This is a genomic window from Companilactobacillus sp. FL22-3, assembly GCF_054881455.1.
The window spans coordinates 85167-104128 of sequence record NZ_JBTYYZ010000005.1 but is presented as its reverse complement, the minus strand read 5'-3'; the positions used below and the strand labels follow the sequence as shown (position 1 = coordinate 104128).

The window sequence follows — 18962 nt, the reverse complement described above, 5'->3', positions numbered from 1 at the left end:
ATGAGTATTAAATATCAAAAAGATTGCTAAAATTTTAGCAATCTTTTTTCGTATTAATGACATAAAATAAATAGTTACCAAAATATATAAATTAAAAAAGCTTGTTATATAGTTTAAGAGTTTGAAAGCGCTAACGGTTGAAAAAAGGTATTCGACATAATACACTGTATTTGATAATAAGGTAGGTGACGAGACATGGGAGTAATTTCTTTCTATTTAGATGGACAGGACGAAAAACTGATTAAAAATTATGCAAAATCTAAAAATATCAGTGTATCCTCATTTATTCGTTCAGTAGCGGTCGAAAAGATCGAAGACGATTTGGACGATTAACTATACGAAAAGGCTATGAATAACTCCAAGAACTGTAGCCACGACATTTCCTTAGCACAATTGCGTAAAGAAATGGAGGCATACTGTTGAATCTAAAAAGCAATTTAAGAGCGTTTGAAGCTTGGCAGATAATCAGTTCACCTCCTGTCTTAAAGTATAAGCAACACCTTTTATGCTTAAACGTAAATACCCCCTGATTCAATTTAGAATCGGGGGGTATTTGTGTTGAGGTTAAAAAATTAAATGATTTAGTTGTAATAAGGTAAGTCCAAAAAGCTGATAATCATTTCCGTTCCTTGATCGGGTTGGGATTTGACATCAATTGAATGGCCTAACTTATCAATCATTTTTTTGGCTAAGTATAATCCCATACCAGTTGACTTACTGCCAGTAGTCCGGCCATTTGAACCAGTAAAGCCTTTATTGAAGATTCGACTGATATCTTGGTTAGAGATACCAATCCCATTGTCCTTGATGTGCAAGGCGATGTTGTTATCCTCATTAGTCGTGAAGATATCGATTTTGCCACCGGTTTCAGTGTACTTCAAGCTGTTGGATAAAATTTGATTGATGATAAAACTCAACCATTTTTCGTCGGTCAAGATTTTTTGATCGGTAATATCGAAGTGAATACCGATCCGCTTACTGATAAATATCCGTTTATTAGTTCGGATGCAGGCTTTCACAATATCGTTAAGATTTTGTTCTTGAATCAAATAGTCGTTGGAGAAGTTATTCAGTCTCGCAAAATAAAGGGCTTGGTCGACGAGATAATCGATTTGGTCAATCTCTTCTGCAATCAAATTAGGATCGAGTTGACTGTCTTGGGACAGTTTTAAAGCCGAAAGTGGCACTTTGATATCGTGGACCCAAGATTCAGTGTATTCTCGTTGATCTTTTTGATTTTGATAAAGCTGAGTCAATTCATTTCTAAATTCTAAAGAAATATTATTAATTTTGGTTTGAATGAATTTTTGTTCGTTGTTGCGGGCACCGTTGAGCTCTTTGGAAAGATCCTCTTGATAATCGCTCAGCTGTTGATACCAAGCTTTTTTGTGGTTGTAAGAGATGACTAAATTAGCAACTAAAAAGATCAACGCTAAGATCCAGGTGTAGATCAATGTTCCTGAATGAAATTTGACTCGTGGGTCTAAGTAAAAAACAATTTCAATAAAAGTCATCCCAATTAACACAATCAGAATGGAATAAATGTGGTCTCGTAAATATTTAAGAAATGTCATCTGCTACCTCTTAAGGAATGATATATCCTTGGCCAACTTTGGTGACGATATAGTTCTTTAGGCCGTATTTTTCGATTTTGCCGCGCAGGCGATTGATATTGACAGTCAACGTGTTATCATCCACGAATCGCTCATCGTCCCACATGAAGTTCAAGAGTTGCTCACGAGTGACGATTTTACCTTGATCTTTTAATAGACGTTGTAAGAGCTTGTATTCATTTTTAGATAAGTCAATCTTGTTATTGTCAATTTCAACCGTTCCACTGGAAAGATTCAGTTTGAGACCATTGTGTTCGATCACGTCGTCAGTCCGTTTGGTAAAATCATAAGTCCGACGTAACAGAGCGTTGATTTTGGCGATTAAGATATCGATCGAGAAAGGTTTTTCAACGAAATCATCCGCTCCCATGTTCATTGACATAATCTGGTCCATGTTGGAATTTCGTGAGGAGATAATAATGATTGGGATTTTAGAAACCTTCCGAATCTCTTGATTCCAGTAATAGCCGTCGAAAACAGGTAAATTAATATCAAGTAAGACCAAATCAGGTTGATAATCATTGAATTGTTCAATAATATTATTAAAATCTTTTGTGATATAGGAACTCATTTGCCACTTTTCAAGATTTTCACTGATTAATTGAGAGATAGAAGGATCATCTTCAATAATCATAATTTTTGCCATAATAAAATTCCCTCCGTGCTAGAATAGAGACACTATACAATATGATAACAATAATTAATTGAATTTGGAGAAGAAACGGTGCAAATTGTTGTAAAGAATATTTCAAAGGACTTTGGTAAGAAAAAGACAGCCGTCCATGCTATCAAAGATATCAGCCTTGAAGTTAAGCAAGGTGAATTTTTGGGAATAATGGGACCTTCTGGAGCCGGAAAAACCACGCTTCTAAATATGATCTCGACTAATGAACGGCCTGACCACGGTCAGATAATTGTTGATGGATTAGATTTAACACAATTGCATGATCGTGATCAAGCAAAATATCGTCGCAATAAAATGGGATTTATTTATCAAAGTTTCGAATTACTCGACTCTTTGAATGTTAAAGAAAATATCATTTTGCCATTGGCATTAAGTCGTTCAAACAAACATCTGATCGAACAGCGGTTCAATTATATGACGCAGTTGCTCGATATTGAGAAATTAACTGACCGGGCAATTGATGAGCTATCTCTCGGACAACGGCAGATCGTTGCGGCTGCTAGAGCTTTGATCAATCGACCGGAGATCTTGTTTGCCGATGAACCAACAGGTTCGCTTGATTCCAAGTCAGCCACAATTCTGTTGAATTATATGCAGATGGTTAATGAAAAAGAAAGTACGACTATTTTGATGGCGACGCATGATGCTTTTACAGCCAGTTATTGTAGTCGAGTGGTCTTTATCAAAGATGGGGCATTTTTCTCAGAAATCGTCAATCCGGGAAATCGTGATAAGTTTTTTGAGCAGATCATCAATATGCAACGAACAATTGGCGGAGGCGATTATTTCAATGTATCACAAAATTATTAAACGTAGCCTTTCCAATATGAAAGATAGTTATTTGATCTACATTTTATCTTGTAGTTTGGCGATTGGAATTTTCGGTATCTTATTATCAATCGGCGACAATCCTTCAGTTCATTTAGCGATGGAGTGGTGGGATAGGTTCATTTATGAAATATCGACCATGATGAGTTATATTTTTGCCATCTGTGCCTTTGCTTATATGATTTACGTGGGCGGATTTTTTGTTAAACAGCAACGGAATGAATTTGTGACTTTTGAAAAGTTAGGGATGCAACGTTGGATGATCGTTATGATCAGTTTCTTGCAAACCACACTTGTACAAGTCATTGCTTGGGTGATTGGGATCGCCTGGTTGCTGATTTTTCAAAAGTTCATGGGTATGATGCTCCTTTATTTAATGAAAATTCCTTATAATTTTAAAATGTATATCGGGTGGGATAAAGCCTGGGTTTTAGCTGAAATGTTTTTGGTTTCAACTCTGATTTTGAGTTTAATCAACGCCATCAAAACCATCCGGATTTTGCAGAAGAAACAACGAAGAACGATTGTCAAAACTCGGTGGTGGTTACGAATACCAGCGGGAATTTTAGGCGTAATTTTGTTATTGACGGCCCAAGTGACAACTATCTATCTCTTTAAGGATATGAGAACAATCAGTTATTCGTCCCGACCATTTCTTGAAATTATGTATATTATGGGGGCTGACGTTTTTGGAACTTACCTAGTCTATTTCGGCTTTTTACCGTCGATTTTGAATACTTTGGAAAAAATTCATTCGATTTTTTATTCCGGCATCAATATCTTTTCGTTCAAGTATTTGAAAGAACGGCTTTTTCAAAACATTTCGATTCTGTGGTTCGTAACTGAATTATCAGCCTTAGCTTTAGCACTGTTGATGTTTTGTTATTTTGGTTATCAAGCAGTCCATCAAAATTACAACAGTGCCTATCCATTTGAACTGGCAGCAAATAAGGATACTGTTAAGGTAATTCGTGAAGAGTTGCAGAAAAATAAGTCTAAGATCAAAGGAGAGTATAAGACCGACGTTAAGATCAATTTGGTTTCGTACTACAGTAAAGCAAGTGGGGACTTTGTCAAGCAACCAATGACTTTTATGTCATATTCCTCTTATCAGAGTTTACCTAAACGTATGCGAAAGTATAATCCCAAGATCAATCGCCATCAGTTTTTGAAAATCGATTATAATTCTTCAATTATGTATAATGACGATTCTGATGAACATGATATTGAAGTCAAGGATTCACCGATCATTCCCGTAGCTAAGCAAGGTAACTCCTTCCCATATGGAAGTTCAATGCACTTTGGACCAATGATGATCGTACCTAATTCGTATTATCAGAAGATGCCTAGCGAAGTGCATGATACTTTTTACGGCTGGGATTTCAAAAAGGGCGACCGTCTGAAACGAAGTCAATTACAGAAGCTGAATAATTATCGTGACGCTTACTATATGAAGGTCAATTTTAAATCATCACTGGCAGAATCAACGATTCAAGTCATGAAAAAAGAACCCTCTAAATATGGACCATCTACTTATACGCAAGCTGGATTTTTGCGACAAGGCAATATCAAGAAACGATTTAAACAAGGTGGCGGTTTCTATCTTTTTATCGTCGCATTGTTCAGTGTTTCCTTGTTGGTTGCTTTAGGTAGTGTTCTGACATTACGGATTCTCTTACGTGACGATTATCAGTCTCGACAACTCCGGACCTTACAAAAAATTGGTGTCGAAGAAAAAGAGATCAAGCATATCATTAGGCGTGAAAATACCCTGACTTTCTTGATCCCGATTATTTTTGCTTTGATGCAATCCTTTTCGGCCATTGCGATGTTTGACTTTGGTCGCCATATTTCAATGAATATTATTTTGATCTACGGAGGTTATATTATTCTCTACGGATTATTCGGAATAATCAGTTACCAAGTTTCCTGGCGTGGCGTAAAGCAGAAGTTTAATCTATGACCGAATAAGCTTTCGAGAAAAAGCCAAAGTCTTCCTCATTACTGCCTTGAATTTGAGTCTGGATCTCTTGTTCTAACAAATGATTCCACGCTTTGATTTGGCTAGTTTCAGTAAAAGTCTTAATTATCAAATATTCTCGAAGACTTTCCCTGTTTTGAAAGGTAATAGTTGCGTTAGAATTAAAAGAGTATTGCTGGGTCCCAAACAGCTTATCTTCAAACAGCTTAGCCTGATCGGCATTCAATTTTAAATACGTTAAGGAGTATAGCTGCTTATTTGGGTCGTAAAAACCATTGATACTATGATATTGTGCAGATGTTGATAATTTTTTTATCAAAAGATGGTCCGCATTGGCATGAAATAAGGGTTTTAATAAGGTGTCAGCTGAAGTTAGTTGACTCTTTAAAAAATTATATGTGCCTAGCTTTAATGTTATGTTCATAATTTGTTGAAATCCTTTCAATTAAATTTTTTGGAGGTTTTCTATGTTAGTTACAGTTTTAGGATTTTACGGTGGATATCCCCACGACGGTATCGGAACGTCAGGTTATTTATTACAAGATGGCAAGCAAAAGATTCTGATCGATTGCGGCAGTGGCGTTTTGAATGCCTTGTCCAAGTACATGAAACCGACTGATCTTGACGCCGTCGTCTTATCCCACTATCACCATGATCATACAGCAGATGTCGGAGTTTTGCAGTACGAATGGCTTGCTGCTAAAAAAGAAAATCTACTACCTATTTATGGTCATACTCAAGATTTTGTCAACTATGCACAATTGACAGTTGAAAATGCCACTCAAGGAATAGCCTATAATGACTATGAACCAACTGAGATCGGCAACTTGAAATTTGAGTTTCTCAGAACTGTTCATCCAGTTCCGGCCTATGCTATGCGCATCACTGATCAAGAAGGTAAGGTTTGTGTCTATACAGCTGATACAACTTATTTCGATGGCTTAGTAGATTTTGCCAAGGATGCTGATTTATTGATTGCTGATACTAATTTTCCAGAGAACGTGACTGGTCGTAAGGCTCACTTGAACACTAAAGAGGCTGGTACTCTAGCTAAAGAAGCTGGCGTTAAACGGCTCTTGATCAGTCATTTGCCACAGACGGTTGATTTGGAGAAAATGTTAGAACAATCACAAAAGTATGCCGGTGATATTCCAGTTGTAAAATCCTTCCAAGGATTGGAAATTGACTTGTAAGCAAGCTAATTCAGCAATCTGCTTTCAATGAAAGTACTATTAATTATAACTAATGTAATAAATTAAATAAAGTTTATATAATTTGTGAACAATTCACATAAACAGTGATTTGATGGGTACATGTTTTCACAAAATGATAGTTTTCGAACAAATATTCGTAATTTTTTATGAAAAACTATAGATTTTATTATTGGAGTAAGTTACAATATTTATGTGTTTAAAGAGTTTGAAACTACACAGGAAAGGAGAGATTATTTATGGTTACCATTTATACATCTCCAAGTTGTACTTCATGTCGTAAGGCCAAGGCTTGGCTTGAACAACATGACATTCCTTACAAAGAAAGAAACATTTACTCAGAACCTTTAAATAAGCAAGAAATCAAACAAGTATTACAAATGACTGAAAACGGAACGGAAGAAATTATTTCTACTCGTTCCAAGGCTTTCCAAAATCTTAAGGTTAATTTGGACGATTTAACGATTGATCAACTGTTAGATTTAGTTCAAACAAACCCAGGTCTCTTGAAACGTCCAATTATCATGGATGACAAACGACTTCAAGTCGGTTTCAATGAAGATGAAATCAGAAGATTCTTGCCTAGAAGTGTTAGAACTATGGAACTTCAAAAGGCTCAACTTATGGCTGGACTATAAAATTAACCAGATCACTTTCTTTTTTGGGGAGTGATCTTTTTTTATTAGGAATTGGTAAAGGCACTTATCGTTTTAGGACGGTAAGTGCTTTTTGTCGCTTAATTACCAAATTTTAACAGTTTGAGGATTAAGCAAAAAATTTGACAAAAAAACCAATTTCAAAAAAATTTTTTTATTCTAATTAGGAATAAATTAATATCCCTCATGTAATATACTGCTCTATGAGAATTAATTGGGAGGACTTATCTATGGTTGTAAAGAGAACTCAAAATAAAAGCGGCCCGAGTAGTAACAACAGGCGGCGTATCGTCTTTTTAAGTTTAATCTTTGGAATCGGCATAGGCTCATCTATACATGCATCTACGATTAATGCTGAAGTTGTTGATGATGCACAGGGGATGCTGAACCAAAATACAATTAATATTATGAATCGTAATTTAACCGCTAATGTTAATACTATTATGCCTTTGGCGGTTTCAAATACCTCAATCACTCACAGTGGTATTGATGGGAGTGCTGAATGGGAGATTGATAGCAGTGGTAAATTGACGATCCATGCTGGAGTTTTAGCCTATGGTCAAGGAAATTGGAGTACCTTTGCTAGTTCCATCACTAGTGTCTATGTTGAACCTGGCGTGGTACCATACACTGAATATTATGCTGAGAAGACTGAAAATGCGGTCTTTTCGGGTTTAACTAATGTCAAAACAATCGATGTAACTAATATGGATGTCTCTAGGGCAAAGGTTTTATCAGGCTTTTTTAAAAATGATCAACAATTGACACAAATTATTGGCCTAGATAAATGGGATACATCTAATTGCCAAACAATGGAAAGTCTATTTGAAAATGATGAAGCGTTAACTGATATTGATGTCTCCAATTTTAATACTGAAAATCTGATGACAGCTTCTAGCATGTTTTGTAAGTGTGTGGCATTAGAGAACCTGGATGTTTCCAATTTTAATACTTCAAATTTAGAGTTAATGGATAAGATGTTTGCGTATATGACTGGGAAAATAACCGGGTTAAATAAATTTGATACTAGCAAAGTTACCAGTTTAAGTGGAGCATTTAATGAAAATGATTTTACAAAAACTAATTCCGATGATCTTAAGGATTGGGATGTCTCAAATGTTAATAATATGTCCGATTTATTTCGACAATGTAAATTTTTGAGTCTTGATTTAAGTAATTGGGATGTCAGTAAGGTCACCAATATGCAATATATGTTTGCCTCCGATAGCAATATTGATCAAGTAAAAAATATTGCCGATTGGGATGTCAGTAATGTAACTAATATGAGCTATATGTTTTCAGATGTAAAGGATAGTGATTTATCCGTTATTGAGAATTGGGACGTTTCTAATGTTACGAATATGGCAAGAACCTTTCAATCTTGTGCAAACTTAAAGTCCTTAGACTTGTCCAAATGGAATACCGAAAGCTTAAGCGAAGTTGTTGGTATGTTTTATATGTCCAAATTACTAAATGAAGATAATTTAAAAGGTTATCAAACTTTAATAACTAATAAAGTATCTTCAATCAGCTGGATGTTTGCTGGTACTGGATTTACAGCTATAGACTTTTCAAAAGCTGATACTTCAAATGTTACTAATATGTCAAATGCGTTTTCTAGTACTACTAAATTAAAGAAATTTATCGGTTCACTTGATACAAGCAAAGTTACCAATATGGCGAGTACGTTCAGTGGTTCAGCTTTTGACGATCCGAGTGCTTCGAACATTGCTGATTGGGACACTTCAAACGTTCGAAGTCTTGAGTCAACTTTTCAATTAGCTAAGGGGACTAATTATGACTTCATCAAAAATTGGGATGTCTCCAAAGTTACGACTATGAATAATACCTTTTCTAGTATGGCTAATGCCAAGAGTATACCTGTTGAGAATTGGGATGTTTCGAATGTGACGAACTTTTATCGAACTTTTTATTATTCTTCAGGATTCACTAGTTTGCCTTTGAAAGATTGGAATGTCTCTAAAGCAACTAATATGGATGGAATGTTTTGGGGTGCATCGTCACTTAAAACATTGGATATCAATAAATGGGATACCGCACAAGTAACAACATTTTACAATATGTTCAATTCGATGAATAATTTGGAGACACTTGATATATCTAATTTTGATACGACTAATGCAACAAATGTTCAATCCATGTTCAGTGGAGATAAAAAGCTTTGGAAAGTTACTTTAGGTCCTAAATCTGTGCTGACTAATTTAAAAGGGAGCACCAATCCTGTGGGGGCTGGATTACTAGATCCGGTTGCTGGTACGAATGTGTCTGATGATTCATCTGATCAAACTTTTAAGGCTATCAGCGATAAGTGGCAAGAAGTCGATGCCAATAATGGTGGAACTGATCATGCTCCGGTTGGCGACTTGATTTCAGCCGCTGAAATAATGGCTAAATTTTCAACCACCGGTAATCCCGTGACAACTTATGTTTGGCAACAACAATATAAAATTAATATGAGTTTATCGGTTCCTGACGTGGACTTTGGGACAACGACTAATGTTTCAGGATTAGTTAAGCACAAAGATAATTTTGACGTCACGATCGTCAATAAAAATTATCCAAATACGCCGGTACCATCTACCATATCAGTTTCAATGGATCAACCATTGACCGATTCGTTAGATAGTTCAAAAATCTTGAATAATGTTTTGATTTTCAAAGGGAATGATAACAAAGAACAGATCTTAACTTCTGCCGATACCGAAATCTATACGGGAGATATTACTGATGGCACGAGTACATTATCTTGGGATGATGCACATGGGCTTTTATTGAATATGAATAATGACAAATTTGCCAAGAGTGGTCATTACTCCACGACCCTTAAATGGACGATGAAGAATAGTATCTAGAAAGTCGTTATTTTTGACTAGTATTCCGACATTTAGTATATTATTCCAATGACTCGTAATATCGACATATGATAGTTGAAATAGTTTTTGAGACTGTTAAAATGTAGATACAGAATTGAGGTGACTATGATGGAAATGGATCGACTTAATGAGAATACAATCAGAGTCATTCTTAGTACAGAGGATTTACAAGAGCGTGGGGTTACAGTTTTAGATTTGCTTGGCAATAAAAAACAAATTGAATCGTTCTTCTACAGTATTTTGGATGAAGTTGATAAGGATCATGTTTTTACAAATAATGAACCTGTTACTTTCCAAATAATGCCAAACAAAGCAGGTTTGGAATTGTTAATTAGCAAGAGTGATGATTCTGAAAGTACAGGTTCATTGCCATTGGGTGGACTACAAGATTCAGTTCAAAGTAATGATGAAGATAATGATCAGGCTAACGATAAACTCGGCACGGAAGAGTATGACAGTGATACTGCACCATACTTGAATGATCCCGATACACCTACCAAGACGATTATTGTCGAATTCAAAGATTTTGAAGATTATGTCCAGTTGGCTGACCTACTGCACTTAGAGAGTGGTATCTCAAATCTTTTTGAATATAATGACAAGTATTACTTGCAATTGATTCTCTTTACTGATGAAATGCATGAAATGACTTACAGCGATGTTTTGGCCCTCTTGAGCGAATACAGCTTCAAGACTAAAGTCACAGCTGCGGTTCTATCGGAGTATGGTAAAGAAATCATGACTAAGACTGCTTTGGAATTGACTAGATACTATTTTGGAAAATAAAAAAGCGATAAGTCATCGCTTTAAGAATTAAGATGAGATGTTCTTTGATTCAGTTATAGAATCAGAGGGCATCTTTTTTTTCGTAGTTTTTATCAGAGGTGATAAAAATGTACGCAGCTTTAGATAAAAAAGGTAAACTTATTTATGCTCAAGAAGCATTAGAAAATAAGCAGTATTATTGTTGTCATTGTGATCAACAAGTGAAATTAATTCTGACTGACAAGCGACGTTATTTTCGGCATGTCAATCAGTCCCACAATACTGTCAATGAAAGTCGGCTTCATCAACAAGGTAAGCAATTTCTGGTTGAGAAGTGTCGTAAGTTTCAAACTCTGGATGTCAAAACGGAAGTTTATCTGCCCAAGATTCAGCAACGACCAGATATTTTAGTTGGAACCAAATTAGCCGTCGAATATCAGTGTGCCCGAATCAAACTGGAGACCTTTAAAAAACGGGTTCAAGGTTATCAACAGGTCGGCATCAAAAGTATCTGGGTGTTAGGAGGAGCTTATTTACAAACCAATTTGCAGCATGAACACTTGAAGTTTCTCGATTATACACCAGGGATGGGCTACTTTTTAATGATGTACGATGCCTCAAAAAATCGCTTTCAACTATTTCACCATATAAGATTTATCGGACCGTTCAATAAGTTGTTCTTTCAACGCGAGATTTTTTCAGCTAAAAACCTGCCTAATCTATTCGATTATGCGCCTCAAGAATATTGGCTGCAGCCGCAATTGATGAATGATTATTTGATCCAAAAATTGCGTCAAAAGGTTGATTTACCGTCGCAGAGATTTAAATTAGCTTTCTTTCAAAGACGACAACAGACGGTTGAAGATTACTTAAAGGATCGCATGTTTCCAGCTCAAGCACCGATCTATAAGACGCCCGCCTGGCAAAAGGCCTGTGGAGTTATACCTAAGCGCTTGAATCAACCATTATTGTGACAAAATAAATACCCTCTGATTTGATTCGAATCAGAAGGTATTTGAGTTATATTGTTTGATAACTAGTGTCTAAATTTATCTAGACTGATCACGGTGTTAGAGTCGAGATAACTCTCTGTATGAGGGAGTTCTTGTTCCAGCATCGAATTGATATTTTCAATGACACTCTTTGTGGCGCATGAATCACCGAAGTCATTGATCATTACACCAGGTTTTTCCTCATGGTCGAGATCGAAAATAACGGCGGTCGGAGCCTTTTGAATGTTCATTTCTAAGGATAATTGCTGATCACGTTTCAAACCTTGACTAACGCATTGGCTTTCTTTATCAGCCATAATTGACTTATAGTCGAGCCCGCTGTTGTTAATTGCCCGCTTGATAGTGGTATCATCAAAGGGATTGTTCAAAACATTCACTTGTTCTTGAAGATTCATTAAAAAATTACGTGCCTTTTTGTTTCCTTGGCATGAAGCGGCCTTATATAATTTGGCTGCTTCTAAGACATTTTGTGAGGCCGTAGTACGTTCCTCGATGTCGCTGATTTTAAAGCCCTTTTGTTGTATGTAATCATTAATTGTTGCCATATTATAGTTCGTTACGAAATGATATTGCGTATCAATGTCGTGCTTCCGAGTGAAATCGATAATAGCTTGTTCCACCGTTAAACAATACGAACATAAGGGATTAATATATAAGAATATTTCCCACATTATGTTTTCCCTCCATCTCTCTATTGCATAGTCATTCTACCAACAAATTTTGAAAAGGTAAAATTATAAACTCAGCAACTTAATAATTGGAATGGGATGAATCTGGAGCAAATATACGATATATTTAAAGTAAGTAAAAGTGAGGTCATTATGTCAGAGATTAAATGGAATGAATTTTTGATACCTTATTCGCAAGCTGTCGATGAATTAAAGATAAAATTTAGAAACTTGCGTAAGGAATTTTTGGAAAAAAATGAACATTCGCCGATCGAGTTTGTGACAGGCCGGGTCAAGACTGTTGATAGTATTAAAGAAAAGATGCGTCGCCGCTTTATCACTGAAGATCTCTTAGAGCAAGATATGCAAGATATCGCCGGAATCAGAATTCAGTGTCAGTTTGTGGAAGATATTTACGACGTAGCCAAGTTGCTTCACATCAGAGAAGATATGCGAGTAATCGAGGAACGTGATTATATTGCTAATAGTAAGCCAAGTGGCTATCGCTCTTATCATGTGGTGATCGAATATCCGATTCAAACAGCCAGTGGTCAAAAGAATATCTTGGCAGAGATTCAAATCAGAACATTAGCCATGAATTTTTGGTCAACGATTGAACATTCCTTGAACTACAAGTATCAAGGCGACTTTCCCGAAGAGATCAATGAACGGCTCAAACGGGCAGCTGAAGCATCATTCATGTTGGATGAGGAAATGTCAAAGATCCGTGAAGAAATTCAAGATGCCCAACAATATTTCACAGACCGAAAACGTGATTTAAATAACCCAACGGAGCATAAAAAATAATGAGAGTATGGATTAATAATAATAGTAAAGAAAAATCAGTAATTGCTGCCAATAAATTGCGCAGTAAGTTACTTGACGCTGGGTTGATCTTGGATCGCCGTGATCCTCAGTTAGTTATCAGTGTCGGTGGGGATGGTACGTTACTTAGTACTTTCCACGCTTATGCAGCCCATTTGGATCAGGTCAAATTCTTGGCTTTGCATACCGGACATTTGGGTTTTTATTCCGATTGGACTGATACCGAGATCGACCAACTGGCGGAACGGATCATTGAACGTCAAGATAATATTCCTTCCACAAGTTATCCACTGTTGGATGTATTGGTGGAAAATAAAGAAGGCTCTTTGTTCCATGGGATTGCAATCAATGAAGCGGTCGTTCGCCGTCTTTCTTCTTTAACAATGAAGACGCGCGTCGATTTAGATAAGGAATTTTTCGAAAGCTTTCGTGGAGATGGACTGTGCTTTTCAACGCCAACCGGTTCAACGGCTTATTCTAAATCAGTTGGAGGGGCCTTGATTCATCCTAAGATCAGCGTCTTTCAGATGATCGAGATAGCTTCGATCAATAACCGTGTTTATCGTACAATTTCTTCACCGATTATCATCCCTCATAATCAACAAGTTGACCTTTATCCACAGACTGCTGACGATTATGTGGTCAGTTGTGATGGAATTACGACTAAGTTGAAAAATGTCAAAAAGATCACTATTAAACTTAATTACCAACGTGCCCAATTTGCCCAATATCGTCACAGACACTTTTGGACCCGTGTAGAAACGGCCTTTTTAGGACAAGATGAATAACAATAATCGCTTTTTAAAATTTGTGATTGGTCCGGATGATAAAAAAATTGTGCGGAAGTTTCTCGTGCAACACAGATTCTCGTCGAGTCAATTACATAATTTGAAGAATAAAGGTGGACAAATTTTTGTCAATCATAAGCAACGTCATTTTAATTTTCAATTAAAGAATGGCGATGAAATGTTGGTCATTTTAAATGTCGAGGAACCATCAGATTTAATTGAACCAATGAAGGGGGCAGTTGACGTTGTTTATGAGGATAGCTATCTGTTGGTAGTCAATAAACCGCCTGAATTAGCCAGTTTACCGGCTAAAGCTAAGTCCAGTAAGACGATGGCCAACTTGGTCAAGGGGTATTTATTGTCTAAGCATGAGAATACGACGATTCATTTAGTGACGCGCCTGGATCGGAATACTTCTGGATTGATGGTATTTGCCAAAACTTCTTATGCACACTCACTCTTAGATCAGATTTTGCATACAGAAGATTTTCAGAAGTTTTATTTAGCCTTGGTTTATGGAAAAGTTGAACCTGAAAAAGGGTTGATCGATTTACCGATCGGCATTGACCCAGAGGCATTTTATAAACGTAATATCGATCACCAATTAGGCAAGACTTCACGAACGCTCTATCAAACGGTGGAAAACTTTCCTGACGCCAGTTTGTTAGAATTAAAGTTATTAACAGGTAGGACGCACCAGATCCGAGTGCATCTCAGTGCTATTGGTCATCCCATTATCGGCGATGACATGTACAGTGGCAAAAAAGATTTACGTATGGATCGACAGGCACTACATTGCTACTGCCTAAAAATCGTCCACCCGGTAACGAAAAAACTCTTAAATTTGCACGCACCTTTACCTCAAGATATGGTAATGTTAGAAAGTGTGCTAAGGGGTGATAAGAATGGATGAGAACGAAAAGAGACTTCAAGATAAATTTACTCAACTAAAAGGTTATCTTGATAATGGGGATAAAAAACGTTTCCGAAAAACATATTTGGATATGCATTTTTATGACCAGAGCACTTTTTACCTGACGTTGGATAAGCCTGAACGATTGACCCTTTATTCGATTCTAGAACCCGACGAAATGGGAGATATGTTTGATACGATTGAGGACGACAATCCCTTGATTCCAGAACTATTGAAAGAAATGGATCTAGGGTACGCTTCAAAAATGTTGAACGATATGTATGATGATAATGCTGCCGATGTTTTGGAGCACTTGGAAAAAGTTGACGTTGATCGCTTTTTAGACCAAATGCCAAGAAATGATGCTAATAATCTGCGTGGATTATTGCATTATGATACTGAAACAGCCGGTGGTATCATGACCACTGACTACGTTAAGTTTCACGAAGAAGAGACGGCGGCTCAAGCGATTCGCGCGCTAAAAGAGTACGCTAAAACGGCTGAAACGATTTATTACTTATACATTTTAGATCACCACGATGATCTAGTTGGCGTTATGTCGTTACGTGATTTAATTTTGTTAGATGATAATGACAAGTTAAGCGAAAAGATGAATAGCGATATTATTACAGTTAACGTTGATGCTGAACAAGCTGAGGTTGCTCAAGTTTTTAGAGATTATGAGTTCTTAGCCGTTCCGGTCGTCGATCATTCTAATAAGCTAGTCGGTATCGTTACAGTCGATGATGTTATTGAAGTTATTGATGACGAAGCTCAACAAGATTATTCTGGTTTGGCTGGTGTTAGTATGGACGAAGCCAATACCGATGGTCCCTTTAAAGCGGCTTCGAAACGGTTGCCTTGGCTGATTACTCTGTTGTTGTTGAGTATGATTACGGCGACCTTGATAAACCACTTTGAAGGATTGCTGGCTGAAGCTAGTATCTTAGCGGTCTTTATTTCTACAATCACAGGTACAGCCGGTAATGCCGGAACTCAAAGTTTGGCTGTGGCAGTTAGGCGACTGGCAGTTGAAGAGATCGATCGGCATGAGTTTTTGAAGTTGATCGGTAAGGAATTAGTTACAGGCTTTGTTACAGGGCTAGTTACCGGAACCGCAGTCTTTTTCTTAGTCGGAATTTGGAAGCATAATTTCGTCTTAGGTATGGTGATAGGATTAGCAATGTGTGCCGCTATAACGGTGGCTAATCTGGCTGGTAGTTTGATACCGATGTTGATGTCGAGCTTTGGCTTTGATCCAGCGGTGGCCAGTGGACCATTTATTTCAACTCTGAGTGACTTAACTTCAGTTTTGATTTATTTCAGTATCGCCGGTATGTTTATGCAATATTTTATTAAAGTTTAAGATTCAAAAAGTCCTCAACGGCCGAAGATTCAAGTTATCTTTGGGCCGTTGAGGACTTTTTTAGTTGTTAATTAATTGTTAACGCCATCAATAATTTTAGTTCCATGTAATTCTTTGACACCGAGTTGTTCAGCCAGCTGATCAACATTTTGGTAGTTGACGCCACCACCAGGCAGAATCGTTATCCGACCATCGGCATAGTCTATGTACTTTTTGATGTTATTAACCGTTTGGTCGATAGGCGTAGTTAGTGGACCACCATGAGTCAAGATGCGGTCAACATCGTGATCGATCAACCAGTCAATGGCTTCTTTTTTGCTATCTTCAGCTAAGGCATCAAAAGCCATGTGAAAGACGATCTGCATACCACTAGAAGCTGCAATCAATTGCTCCATCGCTTCCTCATCTAAATCGCCATTGTTTGTTAAAGCTCCGAAGGCAACGCCGTCTACACCTAACTTTTGGGCCTCAAATAGGTCTGTTTCCATCATCTTGATTTCTAAGTCGTTGTAGACGAAATTACCGCCTCGTGGGCGAATCATCTCGACTAACGGGATGGATTTTTCTTGAAGATATTTGGTGGCCTCAGTTAAGACGCCTAAACTAGGTGTCGTACCACCAACTGCTAAGTTGTCATTTAGTTCAATTCGATTAGCACCATTTAAGACTGCGGTGGGAATCTTGGTAAAGTTTTCTACTGCTACTTCTTTAAAGATAGTCTTCAACCCCTCACTATTCATTGTGCTTATAGTGTAACAAATTTTACAAAAAAAGAACGTCCTCAGACGTCCTTAATAAGTTAACCATTCAAAGCTTTAGTTCCAAAGTAGGCGATAACGATGATAGCTAAGATAATTCGATACCAACCAAAGGCCTTGAAGTCATTGCGTTTAATGTAGTCAAGTAAGAACTTGATAGATGCATAAGCAACAATAAATGAAACAAGTGTACCGACTAAAAGAATAATAGTTTGATCACCGGTAAAAGTATTTCCGTGGGCAAAATATTTAACAATCTTCAAAAGACTAGCGCCAAACATTGTCGGAATGGCTAAGAAGAATGAAAATTCAGTGGCTACATATCTTGAAGTACCGATAGTCATACCCCCAAGAATCGTAGCTCCGGAACGTGAAGTACCAGGCACTAATGATAATACTTGGAAAAGTCCAATTTCAAGAGCTGTCCTATATGAAAGATCATCGACTGAGTCAACTTTTGGCTGTTTATCTTTCAGCCAGTTTTCTACCACGATGAATAAGACACCATAGATCAGCAAGGTAGCTGAGATAACTTGCCAGCTGGTTAAATTCTGTTCCATCCAATCATTTAGCGGTAAACCGATGATTGCAGATGGCAAAATGGCAAAGATAACTTTAAGCCACATAGTCCAAGTCTGATTTTTCTCAATGTGGGTCTTCTTTGGTGAGAAAGGATTCAATTTGTGGAAGTAAATAAGGATAACTGCCAAGATGGCACCGAATTGAATAACTACCATAAACATATTGATGAAGGCTGTAGATTCGTTTAATTTGACGAATTCATCAGCCAAGTACAAATGTCCTGTAGAACTGATTGGTAGAAATTCAGTAAAACCTTCGATGATACCTAAAATGATGGTTTTAATGATTTCAATGAACATGATTAATTAATTATTCTCCCGATTACGATAAAATTTGAAACTAGATAAAGTGTACACAAGTACCCTCGGGAATAGCAATATTATTTTCCAATTTTGTTAAGATTCCTTTATTAGGATTGCGTTTGAAAATAGTAATATCGTTAGAGTCTTGATTAGCAGAAATGACATATTTTTCTGATGGATCAAGGTCGAAATCGCGTGGGCCTTTACCAGTTGAAACTGTTCCAATCTTCTTGAGACGGTCGCCGTTACTATCCACGCTAAAGGCAGCAATCGTATTAGCACCACGAGTTGAAGCGTAGAGGAATTTTCCATCTTTACTGATTCTGATTGCGGCAGTAGTATTTTTTTGCTCGTCTTTAGCAGCTTCAGCTTCATCGACCAAAGTTAGTCTAGCAGTTTCAGAATCATATTCCATTACTAGAATTTTTGAAGCTAGTTCACAAGCCACGTAAACGTATGGTTTTGTAGGATGAAAGACTAAATGTCTTGGAGCATAGCCAGCTGGGGCAATATAGTTGTTCATTAATTTAGGTTGTTTAGGATCATCAATATCATAGATATAAATCCGATCGGCACCGTAATCACAGATGATCAATTTGCCGTCAGGCGTCAAAGCACTGTAGTGTGGTTTTGATTGATCTTGCTCAATACGAGGGCCGTGGCCAGTAAATTTAACTTCAGAATAATGTTCAATTTTGCCATCAGCCGTTAAATGATCGATCTTAACCTTGCTCAAATGGAAGTAGGCACTGAAAATCAAATTACGACTAGGGTCGAATTTAACGTATGAAGGTGAAGTCGATTCAGAGAAATCTTCGTCCAACAAGGTTGGCTTTTCACCAGAAATATCGTAAACGACAAGGCCGCCACGATCGTCCTTTTTAGCAAGAGCGATTAATTTTAAATCATTAGTAACGTCAATGTAAGTTGGTCCATTTATTTCGACCAAAGTTTTTGGGTCCGAAATTTGGCCATTATCTGAATTAAATTCAGCTTCATAGACACCTTTACCGGTATTTTTGGTGTAACCGCTAAAGAGAACTTTTTCAATCATTATCAATTCCTCCAAATAATGTATAGTATTATAATATATAGTATAATCTTACTAAAAAAT

Annotated in this window: 19 protein-coding genes; 12 read left to right on the top strand and 7 right to left on the bottom strand. The window is 37.0% G+C overall.

Annotated features, from left to right (window positions below; genetic code table 11):
* Positions 1 to 195 precede the first annotated feature (195 nt).
* Complete coding sequence (locus tag ACYT32_RS06000; protein ID WP_395265140.1) at positions 196 to 333, top strand: DUF6290 family protein; 138 nt, start codon at positions 196 to 198, stop codon at positions 331 to 333.
* A 248-nt stretch (positions 334 to 581) separates the two neighbouring features.
* On the opposite strand, the gene ACYT32_RS05995 is transcribed toward ACYT32_RS06000, so the two are convergent.
* Positions 582 to 1574 carry a sensor histidine kinase gene (locus ACYT32_RS05995; protein WP_395265139.1) on the bottom strand — a complete coding sequence of 331 codons (993 nt, stop codon included), beginning with the start codon at positions 1572 to 1574 and terminating at the stop codon, positions 582 to 584.
* A 10-nt stretch (positions 1575 to 1584) separates the two neighbouring features.
* On the bottom strand, positions 1585 to 2259 hold the full coding sequence (locus ACYT32_RS05990) for a response regulator transcription factor (protein ID WP_395265138.1): 675 nt from the start codon (positions 2257 to 2259) through the stop codon (positions 1585 to 1587).
* Positions 2260 to 2337: 78 nt separating this feature from the next.
* On the opposite strand from ACYT32_RS05990, the gene ACYT32_RS05985 reads away from it, so the two are divergent.
* Positions 2338 to 3108, top strand: coding sequence for an ABC transporter ATP-binding protein (locus tag ACYT32_RS05985; RefSeq protein WP_395265137.1), 771 nt, complete (start codon positions 2338 to 2340; stop codon positions 3106 to 3108).
* Complete coding sequence (locus ACYT32_RS05980) at positions 3089 to 5089, top strand: ABC transporter permease (RefSeq protein ID WP_395265136.1); 2001 nt, start codon at positions 3089 to 3091, stop codon at positions 5087 to 5089. Before ACYT32_RS05985 ends, ACYT32_RS05980 begins: the two co-directional genes overlap by 20 nt.
* Here the strand turns inward: ACYT32_RS05980 and ACYT32_RS05975 are convergent.
* Positions 5079 to 5531, bottom strand: a complete 453-nt coding sequence (locus ACYT32_RS05975; RefSeq protein ID WP_461793373.1) for a hypothetical protein — start codon at positions 5529 to 5531, stop codon at positions 5079 to 5081. The two genes, ACYT32_RS05980 and ACYT32_RS05975, sit on opposite strands and share 11 nt — an antisense overlap.
* 43 nt (positions 5532 to 5574) lie before the next feature.
* Between ACYT32_RS05975 and ACYT32_RS05970 the strand changes: the two genes are divergently transcribed.
* From ACYT32_RS05970 to ACYT32_RS05950, 5 genes are all read left to right on the top strand, one after another.
* Positions 5575 to 6300: an MBL fold metallo-hydrolase gene (locus ACYT32_RS05970; RefSeq protein WP_395265134.1), complete on the top strand. Its 726-nt coding sequence runs from the start codon at positions 5575 to 5577 to the stop codon at positions 6298 to 6300.
* A gap of 257 nt (positions 6301 to 6557) precedes the next feature.
* Complete coding sequence (spxA, locus tag ACYT32_RS05965) at positions 6558 to 6956, top strand: transcriptional regulator SpxA (protein WP_010020587.1); 399 nt, start codon at positions 6558 to 6560, stop codon at positions 6954 to 6956.
* Between the two features lie 248 nt (positions 6957 to 7204).
* A complete protein-coding gene (locus ACYT32_RS05960) occupies positions 7205 to 9847 on the top strand; it encodes a BspA family leucine-rich repeat surface protein (protein ID WP_395265133.1) in 2643 nt (880 codons plus the stop codon).
* 129 nt (positions 9848 to 9976) lie between these two features.
* A complete protein-coding gene (locus ACYT32_RS05955) occupies positions 9977 to 10654 on the top strand; it encodes an adaptor protein MecA (protein ID WP_395265244.1) in 678 nt (225 codons plus the stop codon).
* Positions 10655 to 10761: 107 nt separating this feature from the next.
* Positions 10762 to 11607, top strand: a complete 846-nt coding sequence (locus ACYT32_RS05950) for a competence protein CoiA (RefSeq protein WP_395265132.1) — start codon at positions 10762 to 10764, stop codon at positions 11605 to 11607.
* Positions 11608 to 11669: 62 nt separating this feature from the next.
* Here the strand turns inward: ACYT32_RS05950 and ACYT32_RS05945 are convergent, their stop codons facing one another.
* A complete protein-coding gene (locus ACYT32_RS05945) occupies positions 11670 to 12317 on the bottom strand; it encodes a DsbA family protein (protein ID WP_395265131.1) in 648 nt (215 codons plus the stop codon).
* Between the two features lie 150 nt (positions 12318 to 12467).
* Here ACYT32_RS05945 and ACYT32_RS05940 point away from each other — a divergent pair, with 150 nt between their 5' ends.
* The 4 genes from ACYT32_RS05940 to mgtE are packed head-to-tail and all read left to right on the top strand — an operon-like array spanning position 12468 to position 16206.
* The gene (locus ACYT32_RS05940) at positions 12468 to 13121 is read left to right on the top strand and encodes a GTP pyrophosphokinase (protein WP_395265130.1); all 654 of its coding nucleotides are present in this window, start codon (positions 12468 to 12470) and stop codon (positions 13119 to 13121) included.
* Positions 13121 to 13927 carry an NAD kinase gene (locus tag ACYT32_RS05935; protein WP_395265129.1) on the top strand — a complete coding sequence of 269 codons (807 nt, stop codon included), beginning with the start codon at positions 13121 to 13123 and terminating at the stop codon, positions 13925 to 13927. The genes ACYT32_RS05940 and ACYT32_RS05935 overlap by 1 nt, the downstream gene beginning before the upstream one ends.
* On the top strand, positions 13920 to 14840 hold the full coding sequence (locus ACYT32_RS05930) for an RluA family pseudouridine synthase (RefSeq protein ID WP_395265128.1): 921 nt from the start codon (positions 13920 to 13922) through the stop codon (positions 14838 to 14840). The genes ACYT32_RS05935 and ACYT32_RS05930 overlap by 8 nt, the downstream gene beginning before the upstream one ends.
* Positions 14833 to 16206 (top strand): magnesium transporter, encoded by a 1374-nt coding sequence (gene mgtE / locus ACYT32_RS05925; protein ID WP_395265127.1) that lies wholly within the window; start codon positions 14833 to 14835, stop codon positions 16204 to 16206. The genes ACYT32_RS05930 and mgtE overlap by 8 nt, the downstream gene beginning before the upstream one ends.
* 71 nt (positions 16207 to 16277) lie before the next feature.
* On the opposite strand, the gene ACYT32_RS05920 is transcribed toward mgtE, so the two are convergent.
* The 3 genes from ACYT32_RS05920 to ACYT32_RS05910 form a co-directional block, all read right to left on the bottom strand.
* The gene (locus ACYT32_RS05920; RefSeq protein ID WP_395265243.1) at positions 16278 to 16922 is read right to left on the bottom strand and encodes a copper homeostasis protein CutC; all 645 of its coding nucleotides are present in this window, start codon (positions 16920 to 16922) and stop codon (positions 16278 to 16280) included.
* 83 nt (positions 16923 to 17005) lie between these two features.
* Positions 17006 to 17845 carry an undecaprenyl-diphosphate phosphatase gene (locus ACYT32_RS05915; RefSeq protein WP_395265126.1) on the bottom strand — a complete coding sequence of 280 codons (840 nt, stop codon included), beginning with the start codon at positions 17843 to 17845 and terminating at the stop codon, positions 17006 to 17008.
* A 40-nt stretch (positions 17846 to 17885) separates the two neighbouring features.
* Positions 17886 to 18902, bottom strand: coding sequence for a lactonase family protein (locus ACYT32_RS05910; RefSeq protein WP_395265125.1), 1017 nt, complete (start codon positions 18900 to 18902; stop codon positions 17886 to 17888).
* Positions 18903 to 18962 lie beyond the last annotated feature (60 nt).